The sequence below is a fragment of the Anaerocolumna chitinilytica genome, assembly GCF_014218355.1.
In the GTDB taxonomy this organism is placed as follows: Bacteria; Bacillota; Clostridia; order Lachnospirales; family Lachnospiraceae; genus Anaerocolumna; species Anaerocolumna chitinilytica.
On the sequence record NZ_AP023368.1, the window covers coordinates 2723047 to 2744321 of the forward strand.

Consider the following 21275-nt stretch of genomic DNA (forward strand, 5'->3'; position numbering starts at 1 on the left):
TTGTCTGGGAGGAACTATGGAGGCTTATCGTATTTTAGTGGTGGAAGATGACAGAGAGATTTTGGAAGGAATCAGTATATATTTAAAGAACCAGGGATATGTGGTCTTTAAGGCAGAAAACGGAAGAGAAGGCCTTTCCATAGCAGAGAAGGAAACGATACATCTGGCAATTGTTGATATTATGATGCCAGGAATGGATGGGATAACCATGACTATGAAAATAAGAGAAAGTCATGATTTTCCCATAATCATGCTGACAGCGAAGTCTGAAGAGATTGATAAATTAACAGGTTTTCAATGTGGGGCGGATGATTATGTAACGAAACCCTTTGCTCCTCTGGAGCTTTTAGCCAGAGTGAATTCACAGTTGCGTAGGTACAAAAAGTATCTGGATGTTTTAAACCATATGGAAAAAGAAGATGAGAATGTCTACGTAGTGGGGGGGCTGGAACTAAATGAGAATACAGTTACCTTAAGTGTTGATGGCAATGGGGTGAAGGTAACACCTCTGGAATTTAAGATAATGGCTCTGCTGATGAAAAATCCCGGAAGGGTATTCTCCTCAGATGAGATATATGAAAAAGTGTGGAATGAACGTGCGGTAAATACAGATACCATTATGGTACATATCCGTAACCTTCGGGAGAAGATAGAATATAACCCGAAGGAACCAAAATATTTAAAGGTGGTGTGGGGTGTTGGATACAAGATTGAAAAACAACAGCGATAGAAAAGGGCTTGGTTTATTTGTCAGTGTGTTACTGCTTGCACTTTTGGCAACAGCAGTTTTATTCTTTTATAAACCAATTGTACAGAATGCAAAAGGCTTTTTAGAAATTTCTCAGACGAACAGAGAGAAAGATATGGAAAACCTTAAAGAATCAGAAGAAAGTAATTTTTTAGAATGCTTATTCCAAGGAAATTACATTTTAAAATGGGATTTGGAACGGCAGAAAAGTAATAAAAAGTTTGGATCAAGTGATGTCTACTTAAATAATATTGATAGTATAGCAAATCTAAATGATGAAAATGATGAAAATACAGATGATGACTATGATAATTTTAAGAATGATTTTGCATCCTTAATGGATGACTGGTATTATCAATTTTACTATGGTACTCTGTCAAAATTTCAGCTTGAATATTATATAAAAGATAATACAACAGATACACATTTAACCAACACCGGATCTGATCTATCTGCCTTTCTCTCCGAAGGTGAAAAAGCAGAAAATATGAAGAAGCAATATTACTTTTATGCGGTATTACAGTTTGATAAGGACGGTAATTTGAATATACCTTATTTTCATGGGGTATCAAAAAGTAGTAAAGATACATTCCTTAGCCTTAACTTAACGGAAGAAATGGTGAATAGAAGCTGGAATAATGCAGCCTGGTATGCCAGCAGGGTTAAAAAGCTCTCTGATATGACGGTTGTATACGCGGTAAAGTCTGAATCTTTTCTGCAAAATGATTATCAGCAGCAGATGGGGTACTTAAGCAGTCAAATGATTAATGATGCCTATAGCAGAGCAGGTGCCGGTTATCTTTATGTAATTAGTATTATACTGGTTCTTCTACTTGGATTTATCCTCCCGGCTATAAAACCTTTAGGTGTTGGAAAAGGGATCGAAGCAAAAATTCCTTTAGAGATATGGGCTATAGGAGCTGCATTAACCGTTTCATTTTATGATGAAGTATTACTGGACCTTATTAGAGAAACGGTAAAGGGAGATTTATTTACTTTAAATGGAAACCACATTTTTACAGAAGGAATGTCAAGAGTAGTCGTAAATATTTTTAATGTTTTTATATGGTTTTTAATATTCTTGTGTTGGTTCGCAGCAGCACTTTCAATCCGTGAATTATTCATAAAAAAGCCGGCGAAGTATCTGAAAGAGAATACCATCAGCATTCGGTTTTTGTTCTGGATAGGAAGAAGTTTAAAGAAGGGATGGTTTTATGTCAGTTCTTTTGATATGAGTAAAAAAGACAATAAAAAGATTCTTCTGCTGCTTGGCGGTAATATGATTGTTATGATTATCCTTTGTTCCATGTGGGAAGCCGGGGTTATAGGCGCTATCATCTATACAGGAATTCTTTTTTACTTCGTTAATAAGTATAAGAATAAGATTACCTCAGGTTATAATACCATCACGGAAGCTGCCGGGAAATTATCCGAAGGAAACCTGGAGGTTACAATAGGGAATGCAGGTATCTTTAATCCGCTGAAAGAACAGTTAATGAGGGTACAGCAAGGGTTTCGAAAAGCAGTCTTAGAGGAAACAAAGAGCCAGAAGATGAAAGCAGAGTTGATAACAAATGTATCCCATGATCTGAAGACACCGCTAACTGCGATAATTACTTACGTAGATTTATTAAAGAATGAGAATCTCTCAGAAGAGCAAAGGGCTTCTTATGTGGAAACACTGGACAGAAAGGCACTTCGCCTTAAAATATTAATTGAGGATTTATTTGAGATGAGTAAAGCAGCCAGCAATACCATTTCTATGAATCCGGTGGAATTAGATATAGCTGCATTGCTAAAGCAGCTGCAGTTTGAGCTAAGTGATCGGGTTGCAGGAGCAGGTCTTGACTTTCGTGTAAGAATACCTGATGATAAGGTAATCGCCTGGTTGGATAGTGATAAAACTTATCGCATATTTGAAAATCTTCTTATAAACATGTGTAAGTATGCTCTTCAAGGTTCCAGAGCCTATCTTGATATGGAAGTTAAGGGGAATGAAGTAAATATTACTGTTCGTAATATATCTCAAGAGGAACTGGATTTTACAGGGGATGAGATTGTTGAGAGATTTGTAAGAGGTGACAAAGCTAGAAATTCTGAAGGATCCGGCCTTGGTCTTGCCATTGCAAAGAGCTTTACCGAGCTTCAGGGAGGGACCTTCCAGGTAATAACCGATGGAGATTTATTTAAAGTTGTAGTTACTTTTCATCTGCTTTAAGTAAAATATATAATATGGTTTAAATATAGAAAGAACCATACATGTATGACAGGAGAATTAATCTACCTTCCTCTATGTATGGTTCTTTTATATGTTTTTTTCTTATGAAATTATTCGGATTCGTAGGTAATATATTTTTATTTGTTTAACAAGAACACACCTATATTTAAGTAATATGCTATTAAAAGCCATAAAAAATATGGAATGAGTAAAAGGGCTGCAAGCCGGCTTATCTTAAAGAATGTCATCATGGTCAATGCAACTAAGAAAATCAGCAGTGCTAATACCAATACTGACCAACCATATTCCTGAAAGCGGAAAAATACGATACTCCAGCTAAAATTCAGAAAGAGCTGTGCAGCATACAGACAAAGAGCTATCGTTTTGCTGATCGGCTTGGTATCAGATATGTATATCAGGTAGGCTGCAACACCCATTAAGATATAGAGTACAGTCCATACAACTCCAAACAGCCAGGCCGGGGGAGCAAAAGGAGGTTGATTTAGAGTTTGGTATACTTCGCTCTGACCGCCTGAGAGGAGGCTGGATAACAATCCCGTCAGCAATGCTATTCCAATGCTGATGAAAACACCTTGAATATGTGGCTTTAACATAGTTCCCTCCTATGAAAGATCTAAGCAGATTCCCTAAAACCTTCTTTGCTTTAATCATACTTTGCTAATACATTGTATGTATTAACAGGCGGAATATGTGAAGTTTCTATTGTACCCAAATCAGAAAATAGATTAATCTGAAAATCCTATATTATCCAGTTTGATTTTTCCGTCGTTTACTTTATTAAAGTAAAAGCTGATTTCCTTAATCGAGCTGATGTCCAGTTTTTTGTTCTTATGTATAAAAGCTTCTATCGGAATACGAACAGTTTGAAAATAATGCTTATAAACTGGGCTATTAGTTATAAATTGAAGCTTGGTTGTCATTACCGGCAGTGAAGGATAGACCTTTGCATAATCTGATAACGCTGCATAAGCACTTTCTCCTTTCTCATCTGCTATCTTAACAGTAAAATCCATAGGGGTGATATCTTTCTCACCTTTCTTAAACTCTCTGTCATCCATAACATCAAATTCGAAATAGTTTTTAGAATTTTGGTAAGGCGAAGTAAACTGCATCTCATAATATGAGCTTAAAGAATCCTTCCAGGCATAGGAAAGAGCAAAATCATCTCTATCCGGTCCATTTAATTCATAATATAGTTTGGTTTCATACCAATAAGAAGAACCCATTGAAGAGAGTTTGACGTTGTCAATAGAAGCTGTTGTCAGATCCGTATCTTCTTCAAAATCACAGATGGTTTGCACAGTACTGTCTTCATAACCATTCAGATATAGATTCTCAGGCAATTCCTGCCGCATTGTATTATAATCAGTAAAGAATGCTTTTGCTTTTGAATCCTTCCTGGCAGTAGCATCCAGGAATTTTTTGATGGTAGTTTTTAAGGTATTTTGCTGAGTTTTCACTGGAAGAAGATTTTTAGTATTTAACATCATGTTAAAAGGTGTCATTAAGTCGAATCTACCCCATTTTGTGTTGAACTGTCCATGGTTGGCATCTGCAATATAGAGGAAAGCTTTAAAATTATCCTTTGCTCCAGTAAAAGTAATGTTATGATATTGCTTTTCACCCATCATATAGGATACATCCTGATCGTTGGAGCCATGCACCAACAGATAATTAATATCCTTCAGTTCAACATCCCTGCCGGAAGGGCGGTACTGGTCCGCACAAGGAGCAATAGCAATTAAAGATTTAATATTGAACTTATAATAAAGATGGATATTGCCGTTGTCAGGAAGAACACTTAAGGTATTATAGAGAGCAGCGATGGTTATTGCTTCCCCTCCTCTGGAATGGCCTGCTAAAGTCAGATTATCAAAATCCATCTTTTGATATAAAGGGCTTTTCACAGATTTGTTGGCTTTTTCGATATCTTCCATATTCTCTAGGAGAAGGATTGCTCTGGCATCGTTTTCTCCGGATAAGCCTTCATCAATATAACCATTTAAGAAGCTTTCATCTACCGATACTACAACATAGCCGAAGCTTGCCAGATATTCACCCAGATAGGAGTAACCAAGATACGAATCAGCAGTCATCATATGATTTCCATGAACGATAAACATAACCGGATAATTATTACCCTCTGAGGGATACCATACCTTTCCCTTTACAGGAACCTTGTCAATACTGTATCCCCAATAAAAATCACGAATTTTTTTTGTAAATCCTTCATAAGTAACATAGTTGGAAAGATCAACCGTCGAGGTGGAAAGGCGGTCTCCCTTAGGACTATACTCAATAGAATCAATTTTTAAAGGACCCAGGGGTAAATCTGTGTTAGCAGAAAATACTTGCCTGTCTTTTTGAATGGAAATGTACTCTTTTACATACTGGTAGGAAAATCCGTTACTTACTATAAACCAAGTTCCAGTCCCTGTTATCAGAAAAGATAGAAACAGAAGGACAAAAAGAGAGGGGGTCTTTCGGTGCAGACGAAATACTGCATAAAAACTGCGCAATAGCAGCAGTAAAGCAAGTATTAAGATAACAGCAAAGACCTGCGAAGGTGTATAAGTAGAATCCCCACCGCTGCCTAAGGACATATTCCACAGATAAGTAAACACCCAATAGAGCTCGATAATAAGATAAATACTTCTGGGAGATATCTTCCAAGCCACCTTTGCAATGGGTATTACAATCAAACGCAGAAGCGTCAAAAGTATCAGAATAACTATAAAACTAAGGAAGAACCCTAGAAGTTTAGGTAATCCGGCATCCAGGAAAATAAGTGCAATCAAAGAACCCGTTATAATATCAGTAGGCAGGGCTAGCGGTTTTTCTGTGCCTTTGTAATTACGAAGACCCCATTCTTTTATGCCTCCTGTTACCCGGAGGAATAATTTCTTCAGTGTTAATTGTATTGTTTTTATGAAGGTTTTAGTGTTAAATTTATATTTCATAAGGTAGTCCTTTCCGATTAATAAAAAGAATCATTTTGACATATTCTTTTGAAAGTAATAATAGCAAAAGGAGGCAGCTGTTCCTATTAGAGCTGAAAGTGCCAGTAAAAAATAAGCTGTCAAATAAGAAAATTCTGCTATAAACTTTCCTGTAAACATCGGAAAGAGGGTCATACCAAGGGCGTATACGGCCTGATAAAATCCCATGGCGGTAGACTTAACCTTAAGAGGTATCCCCTTCATTGCCTCAGAAGTCAGGTTTGAGAAGAGAATTCCCGTTGCCATACCGGGAAGTAGCTGCAGGGCAAGTAACAAAGGTATAAAAGGTGTAATCGGAACTAGAATACAATAGGCAGCCAATGCCAGGAATACAATCGGGACTAGAACCCTTGCTCCTAATCTTACAGCTCGTTTCGAGGATGAAACAGCAGATGTAGCAACGGCAGAAATCATATATATAATAGAAGAAAGTCCAATTATAAAGGAAGAGCCTCCCCTCATTTTTAGAATCTGTGCTGTAAAGGACATAGCAGTCGACATTTGTACACCCTGCTGTATCAAAGCAAGTAAACTAAAAAGAATAAGCCGTTTATGTAAGCATATTTTCAGTGATGCAAAGGAAGAAAGTGAGAATGTCCCTTTTCCTTTTTCTTCTTTCAGTAAGAAAGTAAGAATCGTCCCGACAGCTCCGGCTGAGATGCTTAACAAACATAAAATACTCATACCGAAATATTTATAGAGCAGCGAGCTAAGTAGAAAACCTGACAGGATACCAAGATTATTACACAATATTATTCTTCCGGTCGCTTTTTGCTGATCCTCTTCAGGAAAGAAGCCGGTATACATAACCATAAAGGAAATCCACATAGAAGATGCCATGCCTGATAAGAGATTAGCAGCTAGGAATCCATAACCGTTCGGAATTAAAAAACGAATGAGAGAGGCTATACTTGCGGCGAGAGTTCCTGAAAGGATAAAGTATTTATGCTTTCCAACGGAATCAGCCATAACCCCGACAGGAATCCTTAAGAGCATTTGAGTGATACCGTAGGCACCCAGAATACTGCCAAGAAATACCTCTGAAACTTGTACAGACAGAAGATAAGGAGTTTGATAGGGAATATAAACATATTGGGCAAACCAGAATAAAATCACAATAGCAGGCAGCAGAGCCTGCTTCTTCTTTACATGAGCAGCCATGGGAATCCATCCTTTTTAGCATTTTAATACAATTATAGTACTTAGCTATCTTAAAAACAAGAGAATACAGTACAAAGAACTTCCAATAATGCTCTTGCACTGCCCACTTTGTCTGACAGTCATTTTATTGCATAAAATTATGTATGAATGTAACAAAGTAGAGCAATACTTAGAAAAATAAACCTATTAAGGTTATGATTGTATTTTTAAATGAGAAGACATATAATGTAGCTGTCAGTATCAGAGAACTGAGATGATATGACTATTATGAAAAGAGGGATTTTTACATTGAGTGAAACAACGAACTCACCAGAAAACAAGGGTAATGTATCAAAACTGACGGCGGAAGAAGTGTATAAGCTTCTTGGTTCCTCCTCTGCCGGACTTACAAGCGCACAAGCGATAGATTACCAAAAGAAGCAGGGCAAGAACCTGATTGAAGAAAAAAGGAAGAAATCAGTAATTCTGATATTCCTGGGGAATTTTACACATTTAATGGCTATATTACTGTGGATAGGCGGTGCTGTTGCCTTTTTTGCAGGTATGGCAGAGTTAGCAATAGCAATCTGGCTTGTTAATGTTATCAACGGTGTATTCAGCTTTATGCAGGAACATCGTGCCGGGAAGGCTACGGAAGCTTTAAAGAACATGCTTCCTTCCTATGCAAGAGTTATAAGAGATGGAGAAGAACAGAAAATTCTGTCAGAAGACCTGGTTATAGGAGATATTATTCTTTTAGAAGAAGGCGATAAGATCTCAGCTGATGCTAGACTTATTGAATGCAGTGATTTACAGGTGAACCAGTCAACTTTAACCGGGGAGTCTAATCCTGTCAGAAAGTTAAGTGAACCCATCTTCCGAGAGGATTTGACAAGAGCAGAAACACCAAACCTTATCTTTGCCGGAACTAATGTATCAGAAGGTAACGGTAAGGCAATTGTTACAGAAATAGGAATGAAAACAGAATTTGGAAAGATAGCAAACCTTACGCAGAGCATGGAGGCAGACGAGAGTCCGCTTCAGAAAGAACTCGACCGACTGACGAAACAGATATCAGTCATCGCTATCAGCTTCGGAATTTTCTTCTTTGTTGCTTCAATCTTTTTCGTAAAAGAAAAAGTGGCAGCATCGTTTATATTTGCACTTGGTATGATTGTAGCTTTTATTCCGGAAGGACTTCTTCCCACTGTTACCTTGGCACTAGCTATGGCGGTACAGCGTATGTCCAAAAGAAATGCATTGGTTAAGAAGCTTTCTTCCGTTGAAACTTTAGGAAGCACTTCTGTAATCTGTACGGATAAGACCGGTACATTAACTCAGAATGAGATGACTGTAAGCCATTTATGGCTGGCTGAGAAGGAATTCCAGGTTACCGGGGTTGGATATGAGCCTAAGGGCGATGTACTGGAGGATGGTAAGAAGATAACTGCAGATAAAAATGCAGATGTGAAGTTACTTCTTTCTGCATCTGCTCTTTGCAGTAATGCAAGACTGCTTCCTCCCAATGAAGAAAATCCACGTTATACAGTGCTTGGTGACCCGACAGAGGCTTGTCTTGGTGTAGTTGCTAAAAAAGCAGGCATTGATGTAGCAAACTTAAGTACATTATCACCCAGACTTAGAGAGCTTCCTTTTGAATCCAGACGTAAGAGGATGACAACCATTCATCAATTAGAAAAGCCGATGGATGGTACTTCTCGCATTGCTTATACAAAAGGGGCACCAAAAGAAGTCATGAAATTAAGCCAGTGGATACGCATAAACGGTGAGGCTAAGCCTATGACTGAAGACATGCGCAGCCACATTATGGAAGCAAATGACAGATATGCGAGAGAAGGATTACGTGTACTTGCAGTTGCCTACAGACTGCTTCACAAAGAAGATAATCTGCCGAAAGCAATGAGTGCTTATACTCCCGATATTATTGAGCAGGATTTGGTATTTGTCGGACTTGTAGTTATGGCTGACCCGCCGCGTCCTGAAGTTGCGGCTGCTGTTGAAGAGTGCCGGAGGGCCGGAATCCGTATTATTATGATAACCGGAGATTATGGTCTGACAGCAGAAAGTATAGCCAAGCGAATCGGTATAGTAAAAGGAACAAATCCAAGGGTAATTTCAGGACTTGAATTGGAGCAGCTCTCTGATGACACCTTAAAACAATACTTAAAAGACGAAGTTATTTTTGCACGTGTTGCACCGGAGCAGAAATTAAGAGTAGTAACCAATCTTCAAGAAATGGGTGAAATTGTAGCTGTAACCGGAGACGGAGTAAATGATTCTCCAGCCCTTAAAAAAGCAGATATCGGTGTTGCCATGGGTATTGCCGGAACTGACGTGGCAAAAGAAGCAGCGGATATGATTCTAACAGATGATAACTTTGCATCCATAGTTCATGCCATTGAAGAAGGAAGAGCTGTATACAGCAATATCAGAAAGTTCCTGCTGTATATTTTAAACTCAAATATGCCGGAAGCTGTACCATCAGCACTGTTCTTGTTTTCAAGAGGTGCTATACCACTGCCCTTAACGGTTATGCAGATACTTACGATTGACCTGGGAACTGATATGCTTCCAGCTCTGGGACTTGGAACAGAACACCCGGAACCGGGAATTATGGATAAACCGCCAAGAAACTTAAAGGAGCCTTTATTAAACAAAAAGCTTGTAATAAAAGCCTTTTTATGGTATGGCTTATTAGGCTCTCTTTTCTCTGTACTGTCCTATCTGTTTGTAAATATACAGAATGGATGGCCTAATGTTCCTCTGGCAGGGGGCAATGACCCTATTTATATCAAGGCAACAACAATGAGTCTTGCTGCCATTGTTTTTTGTCAGATTGGCGCGGTTTTTAACTGCAGGACTGAAAAGCAATCGGTATTTAAAATCGGTCTTTTCTCAAATAAGCGTGTTAATCTCGGTATTGTTGTAGAAATTATATTGATTGTTTTACTGGTATACCTGCCGCCGTTACAGAAAGTATTCCATACAGCTCCTTTGGGCATTGCAGATTGGCTGATTCTTTGCATATGGCCACCTATTGTTCTGTTGGTAGAAGAGATAAGAAAAGCATTTCTGCGTAGAAAATAAAATTTTAAATAGAGAGGTGAAGGACATGAAAGTTATTGTAGTGGGACTTGGACGAATGGGTACGGGACTGACCTTAAACCTGGTGAAAAAAGGCCATACAGTTACCGTAATTGATTCGAATCCGGAAGCATTTGAAGGCTTGGGGAAGAATTTCAATGGAGCAAAAGTTGTAGGTATCGGGTTTGACAAAGATGTGCTCAGTAAGGCAAAAATAGACAAGGTTGATGCTGTAGTGTCCTGTACTGCCAGCGATGAAGCCAATGCTGTTATTGCCAGAATTGCAAGAAATATCTATCACGTTCCTAGAGTTATAGCAAGACTTTACGATGCAAGAAAAGCAGAAATATATCACAGAATCGGAATACAGACTATCTCCACCACAACCTGGGGGATTGAGAGAGCAACGGAATTCATCACTCATAATCATCTTGATAGCGTATACGAGATGGGTAACGGCAGTGTAAATATGCTGCGTATTGAAGTTCCAGCTCTTTTAGTTGGGCATCAGGTAAAGGAAATCAGTGCAATCGGTGAAATTCAGGTGGTTTCCATCAGTCGTGGCAGCAAGACTTTTATGCCGACTTTAGGGACTGTTCTGGAGGCAGAAGATATATTATATCTTTCTGTCATGGGCAATGCAACCAGTAAACTGAAATCAATGCTTGGTCTTGGCTGAAAGGAGTGAGGAAAGATGAAGATAGTAGTAATAGGCGGAGGACAGGTAGGTTCTTATCTTGCTAATCTTTTATTGTCCAATGGTCATGAGGTAAAGGTGATAGAGCACAGAGAAGGTGTATATGCTAAACTAGAAAAGGAACTTCCCAGTGATGCATTAGTTTTCGGGAACGGTTCTGATCCCGTAATCTTAGAAAAAGCCGGAATCTTTGATGCTGAGGTCGTAGCTGCAGTTACCGGAGCAGATGAAGTAAATCTGGTAGTTTCAACCCTTGCGAAGATGGAATTTGGTATACCTCGTGTGGTAGCCCGTGTGAATAATCCTAAGAATGCTTGGCTCTATAATGCTACAATGGGTGTGGATGTAGGAATTAATCAGGCGGATATTATGGCGCATTTCGTAGTAGATGAAATGGATTTAAAAAGTATGTTTACCTTATTTAAATTAAACAGGGGAGACTATTCCATTGTTCAGATAAAAGTATCGGCTGAAGCGAAAGCAGCAGAGAAACATGTGAAAGATCTATCCATACCCAAAAAAGCTGTTCTTATAGCTATTAAAAGGGATGATAAGACTATTATACCAAAAGGTGATACCTTAATTCAGGCTGAGGATGAAATTCTGCTTTTAACGGACGAAACAAGCAGAAAAGTACTCAATGATCTTTTTGATTAATATTTTTGCTAATTATAATTATTTAATTGAAAAAACGGCGCAGTTGTTTATAATAAAACTGTGCCGTTTCGTCTATCCATTGACAAAAACTTCCCTTGGTAGTAAAATCAAATACAATTAATTTATAGTAAACATATATGAATTAGAGAATACAATATTCTATACTAATCAGGAGGATGACTTATGAAAAGAAATTTTATTCCAAGAAAAGCAGTAAAAAGAATGACAGCATTGCTGTTAAGCATGCTGCTTCTAACACTGACTGCCTGCGGCAGTAACGGAAACAATACAAAGACCGGAGATGCTAAAGATACCCAGCAAACTTCCGGAAAAGAGAAAATTGTTAATATCGGTATGACAGACACACTGACAAGTGTAAATCCGCTTTTAATGGATGCAACAGAGATTTTAAAATATTCTCTGGCTTTTGAATTTCTACCATTGGTAGAACTTAACAGCAAATTGGAATTCCAGGGAATGTTGGCTTCCTCTATTACTACAGAGGATAACAGGAATTTTGTTGTAAACATTGATAAGAATGCGGTATGGTCCGACGGTACTCCTGTTACAGCTGACGATGTGGTATTTACCGTATTAAAGCTTGCCAGTCCTAAGCTTGCTAATGCCAGTATGGCATTATATGCTTTTGAAGGGGTAGGAGATGATGGCTTTGTAACCGAAGGTGCTACAGAGATTAAAGGTGTAAAAGCAGTTGATGATAAGACGGTTCAATTTACTACAAAATATGATATGGCACTTACCACCTTTGAAAATACTTATGGAAGATATATTCTGACAATACCAAAACACATATTAAAGGATGTACCGGAAGATCAGTTAGCTTCATATAGCTGGTTTAATGCACCAACAGTTGTAGACGGTCCATATAAGCTCTCAGCAGTAGATTTACAGCATTACGCATCTTATGAAGCCAATGATAAGTACTTTAAAGGTGCACCGAAGATTCAGAAATTAAATATTAAGATTGTTACAGCTGCCCAGCTCCTTACAGGATTGCAGTCCGGAGAGATTGATTTTGTACAGCAGACCACAGGCGGTATCCTTCAAGAGGATTATAAGAGTGTAGAAGGCTTATCAAATGTTACCGTGAATTATGGTGCTCCGGTAACGAACCAGTCTATTTTCTTTAATACCACATCCGTTACTGATTCCCGCATCCGTCAGGCTATTCTTTATAGTATCGACCGTAATAAATTAGTTAGTGGTTTTATGAATGGCAAGGGTGAAGTAGTAGATGGTTTCCTTTCCAGTGCCAGTCCTTTCTATGATGCTTCCGTGGTGCCGACGGAGTACAATCCCGATAAAGCCAAAGAGTTAGTAAAAGAGGCTGAAAATGATGGCTGGGATTCATCTAAAGTTCTTCAATTTTATGTGAACAGTGGTGATACTACCTTTACCCAGGCAGCAGACTATATTACGGCAAGTCTTGCAGATATCGGTATTAAATTACAGGTTAACACGGTTGACCTTGCTACCTTGATGTCAAAGGCCGGAAGTAAGGAATTTGATCTTATGGCGGTTCAATATACTTATGCGCCTGTTGATCCCTATCCGGATGTTAACTGGCTGCTTTCAGCAGATGGGTGGACCGGTTATGCTAACCCTGAGATAACGGATGCATTGGCTGCTACCCAAAAGACAAGTGATGTGAATGAGATTAAGAAACAATATTTAACCATCGACAATCTTATGCAGCAGGATGTGCCTATGATTTCAGCTTATGTGATCAGTGCCATGGGTGCCGTAAATAAGAGATTAACAGGTGCCACCCCTGATGTGTACGGGTCCTTTATTAATGTAAATGAATGGGATGTGACAAAATGAAACCTTTACTTGAAGTAAAGAATCTTGAAGTAAACTTTCGCGAGGGGAAGAATATATTTACAGGAGTATCCGATGTAAGCTTTCAGGTTGCTGAAGGTGAAATCCTATGTATTGTAGGAGAATCAGGATCAGGCAAGAGCATAACTACACTATCTCTTATGGGGCTTCTCGGGAAAAATGGAGCTGCCGATAAAGGCAGTATCTTATTTGAAGGGGAGGAACTTTTTGGTAAGAGTGAAAAGGACCTTGATACAATAAGAGGTAAAAAAATCGCTATGATATTTCAGGATGCACTTACCAGCTTGAATCCTGTATTTACAATCGGCAACCAGATGATAGAAGCTATCAGAAGTCATTCTATAGTTTCTAAAAAGGAAGCGGAAGAAAAATCAGAATACCTTCTTAATAAAGTCGGTTTGTCGGATGCAAAAGCTCTCCTCAAAAAATATCCTCATACATTATCCGGTGGTATGCGGCAAAGGGTCATGATTGCTATGGCCCTTGCCGGAGAACCCAAACTATTAATAGCCGATGAACCTACCACTGCACTTGATGTTACTATTCAGGCCCAAATAATGGAGCTCCTAAGAAAGCTTAACAGAGAACTCTCTATGTCCGTAATTCTCATTACCCATGATATGGGGGTTGTAGCGGAAATGGCTGACAGGGTTATGGTGATGTACGCAGGAGAGGTTGTTGAAGAAGCACCTGTAAATCTCCTTTTTCATAATCCGGGCCATCCTTATACCAAAGCTCTTCTTCGTTCTATTCCGGGAACCGGGAGTGAAGGAGAGAAACTTATTCCTATAGAAGGTGCGGTGCCTGAGGACTATGATAAGATTGAAGGATGCCGATTTGCAAACCGTTGTGCTTTTGCTGTCAAGGAATGTAAGGTACCCCAAAGACTTAGAAAAGCAACTGATGAGGAGCATTATATCCGGTGCTGCCGATATGAAAATATATAATTTAATTAAATTCTAAACATAAATGGTCTACAATAGAAACATATCAGTTAAACGGAAGGAAGACGCAGATGGGATTAATGGAACGACCCCTAATAAAGGTTTCCGGCCTCAAAAAGTATTATCCTGTCAGAGGAGGAATTATCCCTCATACGATTGGTTCACTTAAGGCTGTGGATGGGGTTGATTTTACAATATATGAAGGAGAAACTCTCGGTCTGGTAGGAGAATCCGGTTGCGGTAAATCCACTATCGGTAAGCAGCTCGCTGTTCTCGAGAAGCCTACAGATGGGAAAGTATTTTATAAAGAAATAGATATAACATCCGATAAACCTGCCTTGCCGAAAGAACTTCGCAGAGAGGTTCAGATGGTCTTTCAGGACCCGTATTCTTCCTTGAATCCAAGAAAAAGCATCGGAGATATTTTATCAGCACCTATGTTATATCATAAACTGGCCACAAGGGCAGAACTTGAGAATAAGATATGCAAGCTTTTAGATATGGTCGGATTACCGGCTAATGCAAGATACAAATATCCTTTGGAATTCTCGGGAGGACAGAGGCAGCGAATTGGTATTGCTAGGGCATTGTCACTGAATCCCAGACTGATTATTTGTGATGAACCGGTAAGTGCTTTGGATGTATCCATACAGGCACAGGTACTTAATCTCTTAGTAGATCTGCAAAAAGAACTCAAGCTTACGTATCTCTTTATCGGTCATGGACTTGAAGCAGTAAAATATGTAAGCAATCGGATTGCAGTGATGTATTTGGGAAGAATTGTTGAAATCGCAGATGCAAAAGAACTGTTTACCAATCCCATTCATCCTTATACAAAAGCCTTGGTGAGTGCTGCTCCGGTACCTGATCCGGATGTAAGAGACAGAGAACGTTTGGTTTTAAAAGGGGAAATTCCTTCTTTAAATCATGTCCCTTCCGGCTGCCATTTTCATCCAAGATGCCCTTTTGCCAGAGAAGAATGCAGAGTAACAGATCCGGCACTGCTTGCAGTTCCGAATCAGAATGGCCATCATGTGGCATGTCCTGTTCTGATGAATGGAGAGGAGGCTAAGGATGCTTAAATATATTATCAAAAGGCTTCTGATTGCTATTCCGGTTCTATTGGGTATTACGATAATTGATTTCTTCCTGATGAGTCTGGCGGGAAATCCTCTGCAGATGTTGCAGGGTGCCAGGGTATCACAAGAAGCCGTTGAGATTAAAAGGATTGCCCTTGGACTTAATCAACCTGTTTATATTCAGTACTTTATGTGGTTGAAGCAATTGCTTCATGGAAATTTGGGAGAATCTATGAAAAATTATCAACCGGTTGCCGGCATGATAAAGACTTATATAGGACCAACTCTTTTACTGATGGGTACATCTTTATTAGTAAGTATGATTATTGCAATACCGGCAGGAATCTACAGCGCTGTAAAGCAATATTCTGCAGGAGATTATACTGTAGTAACCCTTTCCTTTCTTGGAACCAGTGTTCCGGGATTTTTTCTGGCATTAATTTTAATTTATGTATTTACCATTAAGCTTAAGGTACTGCCATCCAGCGGTATGACCACTTTGGGAAGTGAGAGCAGTGCCTGGGATGTAATAAAGCATATGATTATGCCAGTAATTGTACTTGCTGCTTCCATGGCAGGTAATAATATTCGTTATATCAGAAGCTCTATGTTAGAAATTTTGGACAAAGAATATCTAAGAACAGCAAAGGCTAAGGGAATCGGAAGATTTAAGGTAATCAACAAACATGGTTTGCGTAATGCCCTTCTTCCTGTTATTACGGTCTTAGGTATGGAAATCCCGGTATTGTTCGGAGGAGCAATTATTATTGAACAGGTATTTAGCTGGCCGGGGCTTGGATTGATGACTATGAGTGCCATAATAAATAGAGATTATCCGGTAATTATGGGGGTATGTCTCATCTCGGCACTTGTTGTTCTGGCAGCCAATCTGCTGACCGATATTCTTTATGCTCTTGCTGACCCGACAATTCAGTATAAATAGCAGAAAGTCTTATTTATAGCCATTCATAATTCCATATATAGTTTTAGATTTGTATATACACATATTAATCTCTGGATGAAAGAGGAACAGGATGAAGAGAAAGAAAACTGATAACAGTGGAAAGAAAGCAATTCGTGGAAGGGTCCTAAAGCGTTTTTTCAGGCATAAGCTTGCGGCAATAGGCTTAGTATTTATTGTTACTGCCGTTCTTTTTGCTGTATTTGCACCCCTTATAGCTCCATTTAATCCTAATAAGGTGGTAGGTGATTTCGGAGCACCACCTACAAAGTCCTTTCTTCTTGGAACAGACCAGGTCGGCAGGGATGTTTTTAGCAGATTGTTATATGGTATGAGAATTTCTCTTTTTGTTGGTATAACGGCAACCTTGCTTTCAACGGTAATCGGTGTCGTGTTAGGACTTTTATCAGGGTATTTTGGCGGGGCTCTGGACAACATAATAATGCGTTTTACTGATATGGTTATGTCCTTTCCTTACATACTCTTAGTACTTGTAGCTGCGGCAATCTTTAAACCGGGACTTACTACCATTGTCTTAATCCTGGGGTTTGTTGATTGGCCGGGAGTAGCAAGGCTTGTTCGCGGAAATGTACTCTCGATAAGGGAGAAGCCCTATATCCAGGCAGATATAGTAGCAGGAATGCCAAAACGGTATATACTATTTTCGGAGATACTTCCCAATACAATAGCTCCAATATTAGTTTATGCAACCTCAGTTATCGCAATCTCCATGCTGGATGAGGCAGCTCTGAGCTTTTTGGGAATGGGAATTCAACCTCCAACTGCAAGCCTCGGCAATATGTTAAACGGAGCTCAGTCCCTTTCCATACTTACCTCAAAGCCTTGGCTGTGGCTGCCGCCGGGGATTGTAATTATACTTCTGGTTATTAGCATTAACTTTGTAGGAGATGCATTAAGAGATGCCTTTGATCCATCCGGCAAATAATTATACGCTAAAGCACATCACATGGAGAATAATATGAAAAATAGATTAAGTTATCAGACCTCAGAATATGACTGCGGGCCAACGACCCTTTTAAATGCTATGCGGTATCTGTTTGAAAGGGAAGAAATTGTACCGGATATTTTAAAAGCTATCTCTTTATATACCTTGGATGAATATAACAGTGAAGGAGAATCCGGTAAAAGTGGTACTTCCCGCATGGCAATGATGTATTTGTCAAAATGGTTTAACCAGTTTGGAGAAACGAAGCGTTTTCCCATCTATACAGAGATGCTTCTGGATGACCAGGTATGGATTAAACAAAATAGTGGAATAGCAGGCTGCCTTCAACAGGAAGGGGTAGCAATCATCAGATGCTGGCTGGACGGCTATCAGCATTACATTCTGCTAACAGGTATTGAAGAGGAGTATATCTGTTTATTTGATCCTTATGATTATGAGAAGCCAATAGATGGGATTAATGTTATAAAAGTCGATGACCAGCCAAAGAAGATGAACCGTAAAGTAAAAATGGATATTTTTAATGAGGAAAGTACGAAAACTTATGCCTTTGGTAAGGTTGAAAACAGAGAAGCAATGCTTTTATATAACAGTAAGTTAAGGAAGACCCCTGAGAAGTCAATTGAATATTTTATATAAAAGGAGCAATGTTTTTGTATTAATTATGCTGCCTACTTGAAAAGACACCCACTTTTTACTATAATAGTTGTAAATTATTAGTATAGGAGAAGAGAATGGGGAAGATAAAAACAAGTGTGGCAGCATTTTTGTGTGTTGCTCTTATAGGCCTATTAGCAGGCTGTAGCAGCGGACAAAATAAGGAAATGACAATTCCGGATACCAATGTCATAACAGAGGAAGGGCCCTCAGCAAGTACGACAGCAGAGCCTACGGCAGTGGATTCCATAAATAAAGGATATTTGGACACAACAAAATCAATAGATGAGAGAGCAGAAATATTATTGAATCAAATGACACTGGAGGAAAAAGCAGGTCAGATGCTTCAAGCAGAGAGAAATACCGTAAAGGAAAGTGAAGTAACGAAACTGGCTTTAGGGTCTGTTCTTAGCGGAGGAGGTTCTTATCCTGGAAACAACTCTATATCTGACTGGAACAATATGATACATAATCTACAGGAAGCTGCAATGAAGTCAAGACTTGGTATACCGCTTTTATATGGTATTGATGCTGTACATGGACAGAATCTGTTAAAGGGAGCAGTCGTTTATCCTCATAATGTCGGGTTAGGAGCGGCAAATGATGCTGATCTTATGTATCAGATGGGTGCGGCTGTTGCAGAGGAAATGAAGCTGACAGGGACTTTATGGAATTTTGCACCATGTGTTGCAGTCGGCCAGGATCCCAGATGGGGAAGGACCTATGAGAGTTTTTCATCTGATCCTAAAATTGTAACAACTTTATCTTCTGCTTATTTAAAAGGTTTGCAAACCCATGGTGTAGTCGGTACAGCCAAACACTATGTAGGAGATGGCGGAACCAGTTACGGAAGTGGAATTATAAATGGCATCTTGGACCGTGGTGATGTGGTAGTTTCAGAGAAAGAACTTCGTAAGATTCATCTGGCTCCCTACAAAGAACTGATAAAAGACGGGGCAAAAATAGTTATGGCATCTTTTAGTTCCTATAAAGGGACTAAAATGCACGAAAATAAATACCTTCTGACAGATGTTCTAAAGAACGAATTAGGCTTTAAAGGCTTTGTAGTATCTGATTGGGAAGCAGTAAAGGATCTGGAAGGTGAATCCTTTGAAGCAAATATTGCATTTGCTGTTAACGCCGGAGTGGATATGCTTATGGAACCTTTCAACTATGATGAAGCTATAAAAGATATCATAGCAAACGTTAATAAAGGCACGATTGCAATGGCAAGAATTGATGATGCGGTAAGGAGAATACTGAAAGTAAAACTCGAGATGGGATTATTCGAAGATCCTTATATGGAAAAGCTTAACCATGATGTAAAAAAACTTGGCAGTGATGAATACAAGAGTCTTGCAAAACAATTGGTTGAAAAATCCCTTGTACTTTTAAAGAACGAAAAAAAGACACTGCCCTTAAAAAAAGGCTCCACTATCTTAGTCATTGGCCCCGCAGCAGATGATATGGGTGTACAATGCGGCGGCTGGATGACAACATGGCAAGGCTTTGCGGATAGTGATGGTAAGAGAGCGGCAGAAGGCTTGACTATTTTAGAAGGTTTAGAAGAATATGCAAAGCAGTATGATCTTACCATTATTACAGATAAAGATAAAGCATCACAGGCAGATGCTGTTATACTTGCAGTGGGTGAAATGCCTTATGCAGAGTATGAAGGTGATACTACCGATTTATCCATAACCGGAAAGAAAGGGTTGGAGGGTAACAAGGATGCCATCGAATATGCTAAGAGTCTTGGAAAACCTACAGTTGCTCTTATTGTAGCCGGAAGAAATGTATTGATTACTAATTATATGAAAGATTGGGATAGTATTGTGATGTGTTATCTGCCAGGTACAGAGGGGGATGGAGTAGCCTCCGTCTTAACAGGAGAAACTTCTTTTACCGGGAAGCTTGCAATGCCTTATTATAAGCATACAAAGGATATTGGAAGTAAAAAATCAAGTTTATTATTTCCTTTAGGCTATGGACTGACATATTAACAAAAGAATTTAACATTATTTACAAAAAAACACTTGATTTCTACACGGTTTTATGTTACTATAACAATAGTTATTAAAGCATCCCCAGAGCCGATTCTCAAAACAATTGTTTAGAGGTTAATCGGCTCTTTTTATTGTTCTATATATAGAAATTAACCAAAATTCAAAAATTCAAAAGAAAGGTATAGGATACTAAAATGAATATTACAGTAATAGGTTGTGGCAGATGGGGCTCTTTTATTGCCTGGTATTTAGATAAAATAGGCCAAACAGTAACATTATATGGCAGGAGTTCGTCAAAACATATGCAAGATTTTTATAATACCAGAAGTAATGGCCTTCTGACCTTGAAGGACAGTGTTTGTCTGATCAGTAAACTGGATTCAGTAAAACTAGCTCAAGTTATTGTTATATCAATAAATGCCCAGGGATTAAGGGATTTGATGGAGGAATTAAAAGAATATTCTCTTAAGAATAAGATCATAGTTTTATGCATGAAAGGTATTGAGATTGGAAGCGGAAAGCGGCTTTCAGAGATTGCAGAGGAAACCTTGGATGCCTCGAATCACGTGGCTGTATGGCTTGGTCCGGGTCATGTACAGGAATACTTAAATAATATCCCGAATTGTATGGTCATTGACAGTGAAAGCGATTCTGTAAAAGAAAAGCTTGTAAAAGAATTTTCAAGTGAGCTGATTCGATTTTATTATGGCTGTGACCTAACCGGGAATGAGGTTGGAGCAGCAGCTAAAAATGTAATAGGAATTGCTGCCGGAATGTTAGATGGGTTGAAGCTGACCACCTTAAAGGGTGCTTTAATGTCAAGAGGAACGAGAGAGATTGCCAGACTCATCAAAGCAATGGGGGGAAGTGAATTATCCGCATATGGGTTATGCCATTTGGGGGATTACCAGGCAACCGTATTCTCAGAATTTAGTCATAACCGCAAATATGGAGAATGTTTAGCCAGGGGTGAAAGATATATTGAGTTAGCAGAAGGTTATTATACGGTAAAAGCACTGATAGAACTTGGAGAACGTTATCAGGTTGAGCTGCCTATATGCAAAGCGGTATACGACATCCTTTATCAGAAGAAGGATATTCATACCATTCTGGAACAATTGTTTGAAAGAGATCTAAAAAATGAATTTTAAATAAAATATCCGCCTGACTGTTATTATATTCTGTCAGGCGGAATGATTAAAGATGACTAAAGTGG

The 21275-nt window shown here is 38.9% G+C and carries 16 protein-coding genes; 13 read left to right on the top strand and 3 right to left on the bottom strand.

Annotated elements, in window-relative coordinates; all coding sequences use genetic code 11:
* Positions 1-16: 16 nt before the first annotated feature.
* A complete protein-coding gene (locus bsdcttw_RS11840) occupies positions 17-730 on the top strand; it encodes a response regulator transcription factor (protein WP_185259562.1) in 714 nt (237 codons plus the stop codon).
* A complete protein-coding gene (locus tag bsdcttw_RS11845; protein ID WP_185259563.1) occupies positions 699-2966 on the top strand; it encodes a sensor histidine kinase in 2268 nt (755 codons plus the stop codon). Before bsdcttw_RS11840 ends, bsdcttw_RS11845 begins: the two co-directional genes overlap by 32 nt.
* 137 nt (positions 2967-3103) lie before the next feature.
* Here bsdcttw_RS11845 and bsdcttw_RS11850 read toward each other — a convergent pair whose 3' ends face one another.
* The 3 genes from bsdcttw_RS11850 to bsdcttw_RS11860 all read right to left on the bottom strand — a co-directional run bounded on the left by bsdcttw_RS11850 (position 3104) and on the right by bsdcttw_RS11860 (position 7147).
* Positions 3104-3580: a TspO/MBR family protein gene (locus bsdcttw_RS11850; protein ID WP_185259564.1), complete on the bottom strand. Its 477-nt coding sequence runs from the start codon at positions 3578-3580 to the stop codon at positions 3104-3106.
* Positions 3581-3712: 132 nt separating this feature from the next.
* Complete coding sequence (locus bsdcttw_RS11855; RefSeq protein WP_185259565.1) at positions 3713-5947, bottom strand: alpha/beta hydrolase; 2235 nt, start codon at positions 5945-5947, stop codon at positions 3713-3715.
* A gap of 30 nt (positions 5948-5977) precedes the next feature.
* Positions 5978-7147, bottom strand: coding sequence for an MFS transporter (locus tag bsdcttw_RS11860; RefSeq protein WP_185259566.1), 1170 nt, complete (start codon positions 7145-7147; stop codon positions 5978-5980).
* Between the two features lie 288 nt (positions 7148-7435).
* Here bsdcttw_RS11860 and bsdcttw_RS11865 point away from each other — a divergent pair, with 288 nt between their 5' ends.
* The 11 genes from bsdcttw_RS11865 to bsdcttw_RS11915 all read left to right on the top strand — a co-directional run bounded on the left by bsdcttw_RS11865 (position 7436) and on the right by bsdcttw_RS11915 (position 21210).
* The gene (locus tag bsdcttw_RS11865) at positions 7436-10234 is read left to right on the top strand and encodes a cation-translocating P-type ATPase (RefSeq protein WP_225903842.1); all 2799 of its coding nucleotides are present in this window, start codon (positions 7436-7438) and stop codon (positions 10232-10234) included.
* A gap of 25 nt (positions 10235-10259) precedes the next feature.
* Positions 10260-10910, top strand: coding sequence for a potassium channel family protein (locus tag bsdcttw_RS11870; RefSeq protein WP_185259568.1), 651 nt, complete (start codon positions 10260-10262; stop codon positions 10908-10910).
* 15 nt (positions 10911-10925) lie between these two features.
* The gene (locus bsdcttw_RS11875; protein WP_185259569.1) at positions 10926-11585 is read left to right on the top strand and encodes a potassium channel family protein; all 660 of its coding nucleotides are present in this window, start codon (positions 10926-10928) and stop codon (positions 11583-11585) included.
* A 183-nt stretch (positions 11586-11768) separates the two neighbouring features.
* Complete coding sequence (locus bsdcttw_RS11880; RefSeq protein ID WP_185259570.1) at positions 11769-13430, top strand: ABC transporter substrate-binding protein; 1662 nt, start codon at positions 11769-11771, stop codon at positions 13428-13430.
* Positions 13427-14395 (top strand): ABC transporter ATP-binding protein, encoded by a 969-nt coding sequence (locus bsdcttw_RS11885; protein ID WP_185259571.1) that lies wholly within the window; start codon positions 13427-13429, stop codon positions 14393-14395. Before bsdcttw_RS11880 ends, bsdcttw_RS11885 begins: the two co-directional genes overlap by 4 nt.
* 77 nt (positions 14396-14472) lie before the next feature.
* Positions 14473-15474: an ABC transporter ATP-binding protein gene (locus bsdcttw_RS11890; protein ID WP_185259572.1), complete on the top strand. Its 1002-nt coding sequence runs from the start codon at positions 14473-14475 to the stop codon at positions 15472-15474.
* Positions 15467-16414, top strand: coding sequence for an ABC transporter permease (locus bsdcttw_RS11895; RefSeq protein WP_185259573.1), 948 nt, complete (start codon positions 15467-15469; stop codon positions 16412-16414). Before bsdcttw_RS11890 ends, bsdcttw_RS11895 begins: the two co-directional genes overlap by 8 nt.
* A 91-nt stretch (positions 16415-16505) precedes the next feature.
* Positions 16506-17378, top strand: coding sequence for an ABC transporter permease (locus bsdcttw_RS11900; protein WP_185259574.1), 873 nt, complete (start codon positions 16506-16508; stop codon positions 17376-17378).
* Positions 17379-17411: 33 nt separating this feature from the next.
* Positions 17412-18035 (top strand): peptidase C39, encoded by a 624-nt coding sequence (locus bsdcttw_RS11905; protein ID WP_185259575.1) that lies wholly within the window; start codon positions 17412-17414, stop codon positions 18033-18035.
* 95 nt (positions 18036-18130) lie between these two features.
* The gene (locus tag bsdcttw_RS11910; protein WP_185259576.1) at positions 18131-20056 is read left to right on the top strand and encodes a glycoside hydrolase family 3 protein; all 1926 of its coding nucleotides are present in this window, start codon (positions 18131-18133) and stop codon (positions 20054-20056) included.
* 197 nt (positions 20057-20253) lie between these two features.
* On the top strand, positions 20254-21210 hold the full coding sequence (locus tag bsdcttw_RS11915; protein ID WP_185259577.1) for an NAD(P)H-dependent glycerol-3-phosphate dehydrogenase: 957 nt from the start codon (positions 20254-20256) through the stop codon (positions 21208-21210).
* Positions 21211-21275 lie beyond the last annotated feature (65 nt).

Excerpts from the sequence above, each read along its gene's own strand:
- bsdcttw_RS11840 (WP_185259562.1), top strand. The coding sequence starts at position 17 with ATGGAGGCTTATCGTATTTTAGTGGTGGAAGATGACAGAGAGATTTTG.
- bsdcttw_RS11850 (WP_185259564.1), bottom strand. The coding sequence starts at position 3,580 with ATGTTAAAGCCACATATTCAAGGTGTTTTCATCAGCATTGGAATAGCA.
- bsdcttw_RS11855 (WP_185259565.1), bottom strand. The coding sequence starts at position 5,947 with ATGAAATATAAATTTAACACTAAAACCTTCATAAAAACAATACAATTA.
- bsdcttw_RS11860 (WP_185259566.1), bottom strand. The coding sequence starts at position 7,147 with ATGGCTGCTCATGTAAAGAAGAAGCAGGCTCTGCTGCCTGCTATTGTG.
- bsdcttw_RS11870 (WP_185259568.1), top strand. The coding sequence starts at position 10,260 with ATGAAAGTTATTGTAGTGGGACTTGGACGAATGGGTACGGGACTGACC.
- bsdcttw_RS11875 (WP_185259569.1), top strand. The coding sequence starts at position 10,926 with ATGAAGATAGTAGTAATAGGCGGAGGACAGGTAGGTTCTTATCTTGCT.
- bsdcttw_RS11880 (WP_185259570.1), top strand. The coding sequence starts at position 11,769 with ATGAAAAGAAATTTTATTCCAAGAAAAGCAGTAAAAAGAATGACAGCA.
- bsdcttw_RS11885 (WP_185259571.1), top strand. The coding sequence starts at position 13,427 with ATGAAACCTTTACTTGAAGTAAAGAATCTTGAAGTAAACTTTCGCGAG.
- bsdcttw_RS11890 (WP_185259572.1), top strand. The coding sequence starts at position 14,473 with ATGGAACGACCCCTAATAAAGGTTTCCGGCCTCAAAAAGTATTATCCT.
- bsdcttw_RS11895 (WP_185259573.1), top strand. The coding sequence starts at position 15,467 with ATGCTTAAATATATTATCAAAAGGCTTCTGATTGCTATTCCGGTTCTA.
- bsdcttw_RS11900 (WP_185259574.1), top strand. The coding sequence starts at position 16,506 with ATGAAGAGAAAGAAAACTGATAACAGTGGAAAGAAAGCAATTCGTGGA.
- bsdcttw_RS11905 (WP_185259575.1), top strand. The coding sequence starts at position 17,412 with ATGAAAAATAGATTAAGTTATCAGACCTCAGAATATGACTGCGGGCCA.
- bsdcttw_RS11910 (WP_185259576.1), top strand. The coding sequence starts at position 18,131 with ATGGGGAAGATAAAAACAAGTGTGGCAGCATTTTTGTGTGTTGCTCTT.
- bsdcttw_RS11915 (WP_185259577.1), top strand. The coding sequence starts at position 20,254 with ATGAATATTACAGTAATAGGTTGTGGCAGATGGGGCTCTTTTATTGCC.